Here is a 12,470-nt window from a genome sequence, read left to right as displayed (position 1 = left end):
GCTACGTCAGCCGCGCGCCGACGCACCGGCAAATGTGACCCGAGGCACAAGCTGCTTGCCCCGGGGAGACCCCTCTTCATTCCATCAGCGGAGGCGAAATGCGCTATCAGATCACCGGGATGCACATCGATATCGGCGACGCGCTGCAGACCCATGTCCGAACCGAACTCGACGAGATCATGGGCAAGTATGCAGGACGGCCGACAGACGCGCAGGTGGTGTTCTCGAAGGCGGCGCATGAATATGTCTGTGAGGCGACGATTCATCTTTCGACGGGCCTGACGGCCCAGGCAAAAGCGAAAGCGACGGAAATCTATGCCGCTTTCGATGGCTGCGCGGACAAGATGGAAAAGCAGCTTCGCCGCTACAAACGCCGGCTGAAAGATCATCATCAGGCGCGATCTGCCCCTGTTGAAGTCGGGGCGGCATCCTCGTATATCCTCGCCGCCGATGACGGGGCGGAGGAGCCGGCAGAGCTTCAGCCCGTGATCGTCGCGGAAATGGAGACGCGGATCCCGACCCTCTCGGTAGGCGAAGCGGTCATGCAGATGGAGTTGGCTGGCGCCCCGGTGCTGGTTTTCAAGAACGAGAAGGGTGACGGGCTCAACGTCGTCTACAAACGGGACGACGGAAACGTGGGCTGGATCGACCCCGCCGCTCAGAGCGGCTGACACCGCCGACAGGGCGGAGGACGAGGACACCGCCCGTAGCTCGGGTGCGGACAGAGCGGAACGCGGATGCAGATGAACGATCTCCTGGCCCAAGGGGCCGTGAAGCATTTGGGACGTGTCAGCAGCAAGAAGAGGCTGCTCACCGATCTCGCGCACACCGCGGCCGATGCCTACAGCCTCGATGCCGAAGCAGGTCTTGCCGCCCTTCAGGAACGGGAATCCCTCGGGCCGACGGGTGTCGGTAATGGCGTCGCGCTGCCTCATGCGCGTCTGCCGGGTCTGGATTCCGTACAGGGCGTCTTTTTCCGGCTGGACACGCCGCTGGAATACGACGCCGCGGATCGGCGTCCCGTGGACCTGATCTTCGCGCTCTTCGCGCCGGAAGATGCAGGTGTCGCGCATCTCAAGGCCCTCGCGCTGGTTTCCCGGACCCTGCGGAACGGTGCTCTTCTCGCGAAGCTGCGGGCCAATTCGGACGTGCAGATCCTGCATACGCTGCTGACGGACGCAGAGGCTTCTGCTGCGGCCTGACCGGCTTGGCCCGAGGCCGCGTCCCTGTCGCTGCACCTGACCCCTGCCCGGCTTCAACCCTGCCCGCTTCGCCGAAGGCTCGGCCCGTGCTGGGGTCAGCCTTTCCAAGCTCCGAACCCGAAGGTGACGTAGTCGCGCCGCCAGGCTTCGCGGGACAGATCCTCGAGCTCGGCGTCGTAGATGGCGGCCAAGGGGATCCGATCCTGGGCCGGAGCGGGGATCCAATCCGGTGCGCCGGGCAGCAATTGAGGCAAGACCTCCTCGGCATCCCCGCCACGGACGACCCGCATGGGAGGTACGACCTGAGACATGCCATGCAATGCCGTCGTCTGCCTGCCCCAGACGGACCTGACCGGAAGGGCCGTCTGCCCACCGAGATTGGCTTTCACGAACCTCAGAAACGCGGCGAACGCGGTTCGGAAGGCAGCCTGATCGGACATCTCCGAGAGATCCGCATTGTAGTGCCGCTCGAGCACTTGGCGCAGCGGCTTCTGGCCCTGTGCGAGCACGTGATCACAGAAGACGCGGTACGCGCGGTCCAGCGGGTGGGAGACGATAGTCAAGCTGGTGAAGCCCTCGTTGGCGCGCATCCAGCGGCGGAGCGCCTTCTGCGACATTCCGGTGGTCGGGGCTGCGCCGCCCGCAAGCCGCGTCAGCCAGTCCTCCAGAGCCTCGGTCGGTCCACCGGGGATCGGTAGGACCAGAATCGGCAAGCCCGCTGCCGCCATCATGGTCGGGACGGCGGGCCCGCCGGCCGGTTCCCCGTCAGGCGCACGCGTCAGCCCGAACGGATCGAGACCGTCGAGATGCGCCTGCAGCGCCTCGGGATTGATCACCTTGTCCTCTACCGGCCCCGGATTCTGCCTCTTCAGACGGCCGCCGAGCGTTTCGACCGATGCATTCATCCCCAGAAAACGGACCAGCCCGTCGATGATGTCGCGGTCACCGATCTCCGCGTAGTCGATCCAGAAGGCCGATTGCCCGGTGACCTGCAGCTCGCGACGGATCCGGCTCCGGAAGGCGCGCTCGTCCGAGACCATCTCGTCAAATTCGGCGCCGTCGAACGAGACCTTCACCGACTTCGCCATCTTTGGATTCTTCAACATCCACTGATCGGTCTCCCGCGCGATCTTGAGGGAAATGTAAGCCTCGAGCGGATTACGGCCGAGCACGATCTTCGCAATGGCCGGATCGGGAAGGATCGCGTCCAGGACGCGGGGATCATGGTTGCCAAATAATCGGAAGCCCGGCAGGCCATCCGCGTTCTCGATCACACGACGGAGGAGTTCGAGGGGCGCACGGTCCCGGTCCGCCATGGCCATACCGTGCATCTCGGACCGATTGTGCTTGCCGATGAAAACGGGGTTGAACACTTCGCCGTGGCTCTCGATTCCGGGCACCGAATTCAGCGTCGCTTCAAGGTGGTTCGAGCCGGTGCGCATTCCGGCGAGTAGGACGAAGGCGTCGAAGCGGCTGCTCATTGGCGTTCGCCGTATTCCGGAGGGATGTCGCCGGTCGTGACCGGTTTCATGCCTTCGTTGCGCAGGGTCTGGAGGAACCGGCCGAACCCCGTCAAGTCCGGCAGCTCCGGCACTTCAGTCAGGCGGCGGGGGTCATGCCCCATGATCAACTCGACCATGTGCTGAAGCCGCTCCATCGGGTTCTCAAGGAACTCGCTCAGAGACCAGACCGTGACGCGGGCCTTTGTCGATGTCGCGCGGAGGTTCTGGATGAAGGCCAACTCTGTCTTCTGAAGGCTGGCCGCCTCGGATCGGATCGCAGAAAAGTCCCGCTGGTCGCGAAAGAGGCGAACGGCCCAGGCCCCGGTGACGGCGACGATAGTCGCGTTCGGGTCGCGCGCGAGGAAGTCGCGGACATCCTGAATGTCGCCGGGCCCGAACTGGAACGACTGCCGCTCTCCGCGGGTGGCCCAGAGAAGGTTGGTCAGGAACTGTTCCGGCCGATAGTCTCGCAACGTCGCATTGTCGGAGATACAGCCGTTCGCGACACGCTCCCCTCCGGCGAATTCGGCGCGGGCAGGATGAAACAGATGACCATGGACACGGCCGCCGATCCGCCGTGCAAGCCACATGTCGAAATCGCCGTAGATATCGTCGAAGCCGGAAAACACGGCATATGCGGCGCATGTCCGCGTCCCGTCCCAATGCGGGGCGGGCAGGCGTCCCTGCGAGATCAGCCCGGTCCGTCCCTCGGCACGTCTGAGGTTCGAACGGCTGAAGAGACGGTCGATCCGCGCGGGGTTGGGTTCCTTCCGCGGCGCCGCGTCGGGCGCTTGACCCAGAAACGTGTCGTAGAGCCGATTGGCCCGCGGCCAGATCTTTCGCGCCACGAAGCAGTCCGACCTCTGCAGCAGCTGGAGATGGTCGTCGTAAAAAATGTGCGGCTTGCCCTGTACGTCGAACTTCGAAAGCGTCAGGGACCGGCTTTCGATCCGGCCGGAATAGCGCCGTGCGAGCGTCTGGAAGTAAGCTTCGTCCGGAATCCACACATGCCGGAAATACCGGTCCATCTGCTCCCGGTCGGGCGCCTGGAGGATCGCCTCGAGCGTGGAGCGCGTCAGACACCACCATTGGCTTCCGAGATGGGGGCTGATGCCGTCCGGGACTTTCCTTCCGAGCCCGAGCTTGCGTTGCAAGTCGACATACCCGTCGAACAATCTGCGTTGCTTGCGCCAGGAGAATGGAAACCGGAGCGTGAAGCGCTCCATTTCCAGACCATCGATCGTCCAGGTCACCTCGTCGGTGGTGACGCTCTCGATGAAGTCCGTGTCCGGCCGATCGTCGAGATAGGCGCGCAGTTCCTCGACCGGTCTCAGCGGAAGACACGCACCGGAGGCGAGATAGACATGGCGCACATCCGGGTAGTTCCTCAGCAGGGCCTGAGCGCCGTTCTGCGTCGCTTCGACCAGCGACCATGTTCCCCATTCGACGGAAACCCTCTTGCAGAACCGGATGTTCGGGTCCGGCCGCAGCGCCTCGGCAAAGGGCTTGTAGTCCTTCGGGCGTACCGCCTTGTCGACGTGGATCACCACGGGGCAGCCGCGCGCCGCCCAGTAGCGGGCGACCTGAGCCGCCCGATCGAAGGCGGTATGGACCAGCATGACGAAGCCCAGTGTCACGCCCAGTTCCCCTTGGAGATGAGCCCCAGTATCTCGAGTTGGCGCCAGTTCACGTAGCGCTCGGACCATTTGCACCAGAGGCTGCGCGTCTCGTCGATCGCGCCCGCATAGGCGGCGTATTCCCGGCCGCCCGCATAGTGTTCTCCGCGCCGGAGTTCTTCCCGCGCCTTCTCCGACAGCACGTCGAGGAACTTCGCATGGAGCAGGATGCCGCTCGCCTTCTCGCCGCCATCGTCCGCGTAGGTCCGGTTCAGCCCACGCGGAAGGAGGGCGTGGGTCGAGGAAACGTAGGTGTAGTTTCGGTGCCAGCGGACGAGCGGCACCTTGTTCAGCGCCGGCGCCTTTCGCGGCTGGTCTGCGAAGAAGGCGCGTGCCCTGGGGCCGCCCTGTATCCAGAGGTTCCACAGCAACGGGTTCTTCTCGAACACGTAGTTGCCGGCGTCGAACCAGGGCGCGATTTCCAGCGGATCCTGGCCCTCTTGGTAGGGTTCGGCCGTCACCGCATCCTTGGGATACATGTCGAGCAGCATCGCGCCGAAGCTGCGGATGGACGACGCCTCCAGCCAATCCGTCAGGGCCCGGATCGGCCGCGTGTCGCAGAACGGGTAGACGAAGAACTCGTCTACATCGACGGTCAGGCACCAGTGCCGATGGCCATACCGCCTGAGGAGATGGTTCACCCAGTCCATCCCGAAGGCGGATCGCTTGTAGCTTCCCTTCGCCCGCCATGTGGAGCAGTCGTGCTGGTCGACAAGGTATTCGCTGGTGCCGTCCTCGGATCCGTTGTCGATGAAGAGGAAATGATCGACGCCCAGTTGCCGGTAGTATTTCAGGAAGTAGGGCAGGCGTATGCGCTCGTTCCGGACGGTGCAGACCAGCAGGATATCACGGCGGCGGATCGCGCGTGTCCGGTCAGCCAGGACGCGAAGTTGCCGCCGCTTTCCGAAGGCACGTGCGAGCCAGTAGCGCCGTCGCAGCCGCATGCGATACGATGTCACTACGCCCATGCGCGCGCCTCATGTCTTGCTCCCTGACGCAGACCCGTCGGAAGGAGTAGGAGGAATTCACCCGAGTTCCTAGCCCGCAACGGTCATTCCCACCCGGCGCGTGTCATTAGGCCCAGCCCCTCCAATTGCTGCCACCCCGTCATTCGGGTCGAGCGGTCGCACCAGAGCGTCGGCGCGGCCGCAACCGAGTCGTAGTAGCGGCCATACAGGGCAGAGTTCTCGAAATGCTCACCACGGGTCTTTTCGATCGCCGATTTCTGCACGATCTCGGGAAGGAACTTCGAATGCAGAAGGATCCCGGTCATGTATCGGCCGGCCATTCCGTCGAACATCAGGTTCAGGTCGCGCGGCAGGATCGAATGGGTCGAGCTGACATAGGCGTAGCTGCGATTCCACCGGACCAGGGGCAGCTTGGAAAGGGTCGGCGCGCGGCGCGGTTCGGTCGCAAAAAAGGCTCGGGCGCGGGGCCCGCCCTGCACCCAGAGGTTCTGGAGCTTCTCCTGACGGAGCCAGACGTAGTTGCCGGAATCGAACCAGGGAAGCGTCGCCACCGGATCATCGCCGGTCCCGTAGAGGGCAGCATCCAGCGGGCCGCCCGGATAGAGATCCAGCATCAGGGCCCCCATCGCGTCTTGGCCGCGCCGATCCAGTTCCCAGGTCAGCGCCTTGAGGTCCCGCGAGGTGTGATGCGGATGGATCCAGAGCTCGTCCGCATCCAGTGTGAGACACCAATGCCGATGGGCATGCCTCATCTGGAGCAAGGTCAGCCAATCCATGCCGAACCGGGCTGCCTTGTAGCTGTGCGGAGTGGTCCACAGGGACACGTCGTCGGCACCGCCCAGCAGGTCGGGTGTGTCGTCGTCACTTTCATTGTCCACGATCAGAAAGTGATCGACCCCGAGCTTGCGGTGATGGGAAAGCCAGTATGGCAGCCGGCTGGCCTCGTTCCGGACGGTAGCGAAACACAGGATCGCATCCGGGCGGATGGCGCTCGTCCGGTCCGATACCGCCATGATCTCCCCGCGCTTGCGCCACGCGCGCAGGCGGAGCCGCTGTCGTCTCAGACGCAGCTTGTAGGCCGCCACCGGCCCCTGCGTCATAATCCGTCGGAAACGAGATCGCGCAGGAAGGGGGCCAATTCGTCCCGCAGGTCAGGGCGGGCAAGACCGAACGCCACGGTCGCCCTCAGGAAGCCGCCCTTCGACCCGCAATCGTATCGCTCGCCCTCGAAGAGCAGGCCGTGGACGTTGTCGCTCGCGTCGATTTCACGGGCGATGGCATCGGTCAGCTGTATCTCGCCTCCGGACCCCGAGCCGATATCGCTGAGATGGTCGAGCACCTTCGGCGACAGGATATAGCGGCCGATCACGGCCAGATTGGATGGAGCCTTGCCTGCTGCCGGCTTCTCGACCATCCCGCGGACCTTGACCGTGGTGCCCGAACCCTTCTCCGCGTCGAGGATGCCGTAGGCGGACGTCTGCTCCGGCGTGACCTCCATTGCGGCGACCATGTTGCCGCCCGTCTTCTCGTAGGCGTCGACCATCTGTCTGAGGCAGGGGGTCTTGGCCGCGATGACATCGTCGGGAAGCATGACGGCGAACGGCTCGTCTCCGATCAGGCGGCGGGCGCACCACACGGCGTGACCCAGGCCAAGCGGGGCGTGCTGCCGGATATAGGCGATCGCGCCCGACTCCATGTTGGTCCGGGTCAGTTCCTCCAGAAGGTCGGTCTTCCCCTTTTCGCGAAGCTGCGCCTCGAGATCCGGGGCGAGATCGAAATAGTCTTCGAGCGCGCCTTTTCCGCGCGATGTGACGAAAATGAACTCGGTGATGCCGGCCGCACGGGCCTCGTCGATCGCGTATTGGATCAACGGGCGGTCCACGAGGGTCATGATCTCTTTCGGGACCGACTTCGTCGCTGGAAGAAACCGCGTTCCCATTCCCGCGACGGGGAACACGGCCTTCGTTACAGTACGCTTCATTCCGGGCCTCCGGTGCCTATTGTTTATCCGATAGCCCGGAAAAGAGGCGTCAATTTGACGGCGAAACCTTAACGCCGGGTGCATGCGCGATGAAATGCGGGTTTCTGAAGCCCGCCTTTCCATACCGAAGCGGCGAGAGGTCGTCCGCCCGGACGACGGCGCCGCCTGCCGCACGAAGTACGGCGTCGCCGGCGGCCGTATCCCACTCCATCGTCGGCCCAAGGCGCGGATACAGATCCGCCTCGCCGGTGGCGACGAGGCAGAACTTCAAACTGGATCCCGCCGCCTTGCTGTCCGCGACCTCGTAGCGTGCGATGTAATCCTCGAGTTCCGGGGAGCGGTGGGATTTCGACGCAACGACCAGCAGCGCCGCATTGTCGCTGTCGCGCACGGAGATCGGCTTGCCGGCTTCCATGCGATCCGGATCGAGAAGCCCGCTCTCCTCAACGGCGCCACCCTGGGGCAGGGTGCGAAAGAGCCGACCGCGCGCGGGGGCATAGACGACGCCCGCAACTGGTACGCCGTTCTCGACCCAGGCGATGTTGACGGTGAAGTCCCCCCGCCGCTGGATGAATTCCTTCGTTCCGTCCAGGGGGTCGACGATGAAGAAATCGACGACCGAGAGATCGTGGGTCGACGATTGCTCTTCGGTGACGACCGCCTTGCCCGGAAACGCGGCCCGCAGTCCGTCCGCAATCAGGGCGTCCGCAGCCTCGTCGGCCTCGGTGACAGGGCTTTCGTCGGATTTCGAGCGTATCTCGAAGTCGTCCGCTTCGTAGATCTCCATGATCCGCGCACCGGCAAGAAGCGCCAGTCTGCGCAGTTCGATCATCATTTGGTCAGACTTCAATGCTATCTCCGCGCGTGGCGGGGCAGCGCGATTGCCGCCGCGCGGGCCCGGGTCTATGATCGCGGGCCTTATGGGCGCTCGGGCCGTGCCCGGCAAGCAGAGAGGGACCGGCGCGATGTTCGTGACCCAGCCGCAACGGCAGCCGCGCCGCCAGTCTCTGGCGATGGGTGCCTTCCGTCTGGCCGAACTGATCTTCCACGCGACCGCCCGGCAGGCCCGTCAGTCCCACAGTAGCGCGATGATGGCGTTGGGGATGCAACTCCTGCAGAGCCTGATCTTCGTGGCGGCCTTCTACGTCATGTTCACGATCCTTGGCTTGCGGGGTGCCGCGCTGAGGGGCGATTTCATCCTGTTCATCGTCTCCGGCATCTTCCTCTTCATCACGCATGTGAAGGCCGTCAGCGCCGTTGCGGGGGCAGAAGGTCCCACCAGCGCGATGATGAACCATGCGCCGATGAATACCGTCGTCGCGGTGATCTCATCCGCCCTGGCATCTCTCTACATCTCGACGCTGTCGATCCTGCTGATCCTAACCGCGGTCCACCTCATCGGAAGCATGACGACGCCGCTCTCGCTGCTCGGCTATCCGATCTCGATGAACCCGCTCGACATCCTCGATCCGGCGCCGGCGATCGGCATGTACCTTTTGGCGTGGTTCTCCGGATGCGCGATCGGGCTTCCGCTGCATGCCCTCAAGCCGTGGCTTCCGAACTTCGTGTCGATCGTGACGGCGATCTACAGCCGCGTGAACATGATCGCCTCGGGCAAGATGTTCGTCGTCAACATGCTGCCGGCGGATCGCAGGCCGCTTTTCGACTGGAACCCTCTGTTCCACATCATCGACCAGTGCCGGGGGTTCACCTTCGTCAACTACAACCCGGCCCACACGGATTGGACTTATGCCTTCTGGCTTTCGGTGGTCTTCGTCATCGTCGGGATCATGGGCGAATTCTTCACCGGACGGCACGCTTCCGCGTCCTGGTCGGCCCGAAGGTGATCCGGGCCGCGCTCCTCTGGCTCGTCCTGGCTTTCCCGCTTTGTGCGCAGCAGTTTCCCGCCCTGTATGACGTGGTCGGCGTCCGAGCCGACGATGTTCTGAATGTCCGGCAAGGCCCCGCCGCCGACCGGCCGATCCTCGGGACGCTCGGGCCGGACGCAACCGATGTCGAAGTCGTGGGCACGTCGCCGGATGGGCGCTGGGCTCTCGTGAATATCGGTGAGCGGGCCGGTTGGGCTTCGCTCACCTTTCTGCGTCGGCAGGACGGCATCGGCTGGACGGGTTTCCGAAACTGCTTCGGGACGGAGCCGTTCTGGCGCCTCGAGACCGATGGAGAGAGCGCCCGCCTTTCGGTGCCCGAAGAAACGCTTCTCGACGGCCTCTTCACCCATAACGGTCGGACCTCCGAGAACCTGATCGACCGTCGGGTCGATGTGGCGGTCGATGAGAGTGGACAGATGACGGCCTTCATTCGGCGCGAGGCATGCGGTGATGGCATGTCCGACCGCCAGTACGGGTTGTCCATCACGCTGCACTACATTGGAACGGACAGCCGCGTTCTGTCCGGATGCTGCTCGCTCAGGTGACGACGCGCAGCGTCAGGTTGATCCGGCCAGGTTTGCCCAGCAGCGTCCCTGTGCCGGGGTAGATCCGGTCGACTCCGTGATGGACGAGGCGCGCCCCTCCGCCGAGCACGACGACATCGCCCGACCGCAGAACGATGCTTTCGGTCTTTCCTCCACGCGAGAGGTTCCCCACGCGGAACCGCGCATCATCCCCCAGTGAGATCGAGACGACGGGCTGCGTGAAATCTACCTCGTCGCGATCCTGATGAAGGCCCATGCGGGCCTCCGCGTCGTACCAGTTCACGAGACAGCATTCCGGCGCGCGGGCATTTGCCACCGCCCTTTCCCAGACTTCGAGCGCGAGCGATGGGATCGGCGGCCACTCCATTCCCTCCGGATGGCGCCGTTCGTAGCGGTACCCGCTCCTGTCGCTGACCCAGCCATGTGAGCCGGCCGATGTCATCCTGACCGAGAGGGGCCGGCCCGCGGGCGTAACCGGGCGGAAGAAGGGTGCAGCGGCCACGACGGCGCGGATTTGCTCCACCAGGCGCGCCTGCGCCTCGCGGTCCAGAAGACCCGGAAATATCAGCGCTCCTCGTATGTCGAAAGGCTGGCTGTCGTTCATCAGATTTGCGCCTCTTCACGGTATTGCGAGGGTCTGACCCCCTCCCTATATACCGCTCGGATGCGGTCCGGGCCTCTGGAATGGCGTGGGTCGTGACTTTGAAAGGGATAGGCCCGGGGGGCCTGAACGGACCCTGGGACCATAGATCGCCAAGAGAGGACAGACATGGCAAAGGTCATCGGAATCGACCTCGGCACCACGAACAGCTGCGTCGCCATCATGGATGGCAGCCAGCCGCGGGTCATCGAGAATTCGGAAGGCGCGCGCACGACGCCGTCGATCGTCGGCTACACCGAAGATGAAAAGCTGGTCGGCCAGCCCGCCAAGCGGCAGGCCGTCACGAACCCCGAGAATACCGTTTTCGGCGTCAAGCGCCTGATCGGGCGCCGGTTCGACGACGAGGATCTGGCCAAGGACAAAAAGAACCTCCCCTATAATGTCGTTGCCGGTGGCAATGGCGACGCTTGGGTCGAGGTTCGCGGTGAGAAGTACTCCCCCGCTCAGGTGAGCGCCCTGATCCTTCAGAAGATGAAGGAAACGGCCGAAAGCTATCTGGGCGAGGACGTGACGCAGGCCGTCATCACGGTTCCCGCCTATTTCAACGACGCCCAGCGTCAGGCGACCAAGGATGCCGGCAAGATCGCCGGGCTTGAAGTGCTTCGGATCATCAACGAGCCGACGGCAGCCGCGCTGGCCTATGGCCTGGACAAGGAAGCGACCAAGACGATCGCCGTCTACGACCTTGGCGGTGGTACGTTCGACGTCTCGATCCTCGAGATCGACGACGGTCTTTTCGAGGTCAAGTCGACGAACGGGGACACGTTCCTGGGCGGCGAAGACTTCGACATGCGGATCGTGAACTACCTCGCCGACGAGTTCAAAAAAGAGCACGGCACCGATCTGACGCAGGACAAGATGGCCCTGCAGCGCCTCAAGGAGGCGGCCGAGAAGGCGAAGATCGAGCTGTCGTCCAGCCAGCAGACCGAGATCAACCAGCCGTTCATCTCGATGGGGGCGAACGGTCAGCCGCTGCACATGGTGATGAAGCTGACCCGCGCGAAGCTGGAAAGCCTCGTCTCGGATCTGATCAAGCAATCCCTCAAGCCCTGTGCCGCCGCGATGAAGGATGCGGGCATCTCTAAGGATGAGATCGACGAGGTCGTCCTCGTCGGTGGCCAGACCCGGATGCCGAAGGTCATCGAAGAGGTCACCAAGTTCTTCGGCAAGGAGCCGCACAAGGGTGTGAATCCCGACGAGGTCGTCGCCATGGGTGCCGCGATCCAGGCCGGCGTTCTGCAAGGGGACGTCAAGGACGTGGTCCTGCTCGATGTGACGCCGCTGTCGCTGGGGATCGAAACGCTTGGCGGTGTGTTCACCCGCCTGATCGACCGCAACACCACGATCCCGACGAAGAAGAGCCAGGTCTTCTCGACCGCCGAGGACAATCAGAACGCGGTGACCATCCGCGTCTTCCAGGGCGAGCGTGAGATGGCGGCCGACAACAAGCTGCTGGGTCAGTTCAACCTCGAAGAGATCCCGCCGGCCCCCCGTGGTCTGCCGCAGATCGAGGTGACCTTCGACATCGACGCCAACGGCATCGTTTCGGTCGGCGCCAAGGACAAGGCGACCGGCAAGGAGCAGCAGATCACGATCCAGGCGTCTGGCGGCCTGTCGGACGAGGACATCGAAAAGATGGTCCGCGATGCCGAAGAGAACGCCGAAGCCGACAAGAGCCGTCGCGAACTCGTCGAAGCCAAGAACCAGGCGGAAAGCCTCGTCGACTCCACCGAGAAGTCCCTCAAGGAGCATGGCGACAAGGTGGACCCGTCCACCGTGGAAGCGATCGAGCTTGCCGTCGCCGCGCTCAAGGAGACGATGGACGGCGACGATGCGGGAAAGATCAAGTCCGGCATCCAGAACGTGTCCGAAGCTGCGATGCGTCTCGGCGAGGCGATCTACAAGGCTCAAGCCGCCGAAGAGGGTGGCGAGGCCGAGATCGACCCCGATGCAGGAGAGCCGCGCGGTCAGGACGACGAGATCTTGGATGCGGATTTCGAGGATCTGGACGACGAGCGGAAGCAGGGCTGACCCGCTCCGCCTCCT

General features: G+C 63.9%; 12 protein-coding genes. 5 read left to right on the top strand and 7 right to left on the bottom strand.

Translation table 11 applies throughout. The features are described from left to right. Positions 1-98 precede the first annotated feature (98 nt). Together hpf and jaqu_RS17000 are read left to right on the top strand one after the other, a co-directional pair. Complete coding sequence (gene hpf / locus jaqu_RS17005; protein WP_043920167.1) at positions 99-671, top strand: ribosome hibernation-promoting factor, HPF/YfiA family; 573 nt, start codon at positions 99-101, stop codon at positions 669-671. Positions 672-737: 66 nt separating this feature from the next. Further along, positions 738-1,202, top strand: a complete 465-nt coding sequence (locus jaqu_RS17000; RefSeq protein WP_043920166.1) for a PTS sugar transporter subunit IIA — start codon at positions 738-740, stop codon at positions 1,200-1,202. Positions 1,203-1,297: 95 nt separating this feature from the next. Here jaqu_RS17000 and jaqu_RS16995 read toward each other — a convergent pair whose 3' ends face one another. The 6 genes from jaqu_RS16995 to cysQ all read right to left on the bottom strand — a co-directional run bounded on the left by jaqu_RS16995 (position 1,298) and on the right by cysQ (position 8,164). Beyond that, positions 1,298-2,683, bottom strand: a complete 1,386-nt coding sequence (locus jaqu_RS16995; protein WP_043920165.1) for a hypothetical protein — start codon at positions 2,681-2,683, stop codon at positions 1,298-1,300. Further along, positions 2,680-4,341 carry a DUF5927 domain-containing protein gene (locus tag jaqu_RS16990; RefSeq protein ID WP_043920164.1) on the bottom strand — a complete coding sequence of 554 codons (1,662 nt, stop codon included), beginning with the start codon at positions 4,339-4,341 and terminating at the stop codon, positions 2,680-2,682. Before jaqu_RS16990 ends, jaqu_RS16995 begins: the two co-directional genes overlap by 4 nt. Then, positions 4,338-5,348, bottom strand: a complete 1,011-nt coding sequence (locus tag jaqu_RS16985) for a glycosyltransferase family 2 protein (protein ID WP_043920163.1) — start codon at positions 5,346-5,348, stop codon at positions 4,338-4,340. The genes jaqu_RS16990 and jaqu_RS16985 overlap by 4 nt, the downstream gene beginning before the upstream one ends. Positions 5,349-5,431: 83 nt before the next feature. Further along, positions 5,432-6,448, bottom strand: a complete 1,017-nt coding sequence (locus jaqu_RS16980; protein ID WP_043920162.1) for a glycosyltransferase family 2 protein — start codon at positions 6,446-6,448, stop codon at positions 5,432-5,434. Beyond that, positions 6,445-7,329 carry a UTP--glucose-1-phosphate uridylyltransferase GalU gene (gene galU, locus jaqu_RS16975; RefSeq protein WP_043920161.1) on the bottom strand — a complete coding sequence of 295 codons (885 nt, stop codon included), beginning with the start codon at positions 7,327-7,329 and terminating at the stop codon, positions 6,445-6,447. Before galU ends, jaqu_RS16980 begins: the two co-directional genes overlap by 4 nt. Before the next feature lie 49 nt (positions 7,330-7,378). Continuing rightward, positions 7,379-8,164: a 3'(2'),5'-bisphosphate nucleotidase CysQ gene (cysQ, locus tag jaqu_RS16970; RefSeq protein WP_043920160.1), complete on the bottom strand. Its 786-nt coding sequence runs from the start codon at positions 8,162-8,164 to the stop codon at positions 7,379-7,381. Positions 8,165-8,234: 70 nt separating this feature from the next. Between cysQ and jaqu_RS16965 the strand changes: the two genes are divergently transcribed. Together jaqu_RS16965 and jaqu_RS16960 are read left to right on the top strand one after the other, a co-directional pair. Further along, entirely contained in the window at positions 8,235-9,176 is a 942-nt protein-coding gene (locus jaqu_RS16965) for an ABC transporter permease (protein ID WP_316243069.1), read from the top strand. Next, positions 9,173-9,763 (top strand): COG3650 family protein, encoded by a 591-nt coding sequence (locus jaqu_RS16960; RefSeq protein WP_043920158.1) that lies wholly within the window; start codon positions 9,173-9,175, stop codon positions 9,761-9,763. The genes jaqu_RS16965 and jaqu_RS16960 overlap by 4 nt, the downstream gene beginning before the upstream one ends. Here the strand turns inward: jaqu_RS16960 and jaqu_RS16955 are convergent. Then, positions 9,756-10,367 (bottom strand): alpha-ketoglutarate-dependent dioxygenase AlkB family protein, encoded by a 612-nt coding sequence (locus jaqu_RS16955; protein WP_043920157.1) that lies wholly within the window; start codon positions 10,365-10,367, stop codon positions 9,756-9,758. The genes jaqu_RS16960 and jaqu_RS16955 overlap by 8 nt on opposite strands. Before the next feature lie 165 nt (positions 10,368-10,532). On the opposite strand from jaqu_RS16955, the gene dnaK reads away from it, so the two are divergent. After that, entirely contained in the window at positions 10,533-12,455 is a 1,923-nt protein-coding gene (dnaK, locus tag jaqu_RS16950) for a molecular chaperone DnaK (protein ID WP_043920156.1), read from the top strand. Positions 12,456-12,470 lie beyond the last annotated feature (15 nt).

This window comes from Jannaschia aquimarina (assembly GCF_000877395.1).
Classification (GTDB): Bacteria; Pseudomonadota; Alphaproteobacteria; order Rhodobacterales; family Rhodobacteraceae; genus Jannaschia; species Jannaschia aquimarina.
Note: the sequence above shows the minus strand (reverse complement) of the source record. Positions and strands in the feature narration are given on the sequence as shown.

Bases quoted from the DNA above. Each gene is read 5' to 3' on its own strand.
- jaqu_RS16995 (WP_043920165.1), bottom strand. From the start codon at position 2,683: ATGAGCAGCCGCTTCGACGCCTTCGTCCTACTCGCCGGAATGCGCACC.
- jaqu_RS16955 (WP_043920157.1), bottom strand. From the start codon at position 10,367: ATGAACGACAGCCAGCCTTTCGACATACGAGGAGCGCTGATATTTCCG.
- jaqu_RS16985 (WP_043920163.1), bottom strand. From the start codon at position 5,348: ATGGGCGTAGTGACATCGTATCGCATGCGGCTGCGACGGCGCTACTGG.
- galU (WP_043920161.1), bottom strand. From the start codon at position 7,329: ATGAAGCGTACTGTAACGAAGGCCGTGTTCCCCGTCGCGGGAATGGGA.
- cysQ (WP_043920160.1), bottom strand. From the start codon at position 8,164: ATGATGATCGAACTGCGCAGACTGGCGCTTCTTGCCGGTGCGCGGATC.
- jaqu_RS17000 (WP_043920166.1), top strand. From the start codon at position 738: ATGCAGATGAACGATCTCCTGGCCCAAGGGGCCGTGAAGCATTTGGGA.
- dnaK (WP_043920156.1), top strand. From the start codon at position 10,533: ATGGCAAAGGTCATCGGAATCGACCTCGGCACCACGAACAGCTGCGTC.
- jaqu_RS16980 (WP_043920162.1), bottom strand. From the start codon at position 6,448: ATGACGCAGGGGCCGGTGGCGGCCTACAAGCTGCGTCTGAGACGACAG.
- jaqu_RS16965 (WP_316243069.1), top strand. From the start codon at position 8,235: ATGATCGCGGGCCTTATGGGCGCTCGGGCCGTGCCCGGCAAGCAGAGA.
- hpf (WP_043920167.1), top strand. From the start codon at position 99: ATGCGCTATCAGATCACCGGGATGCACATCGATATCGGCGACGCGCTG.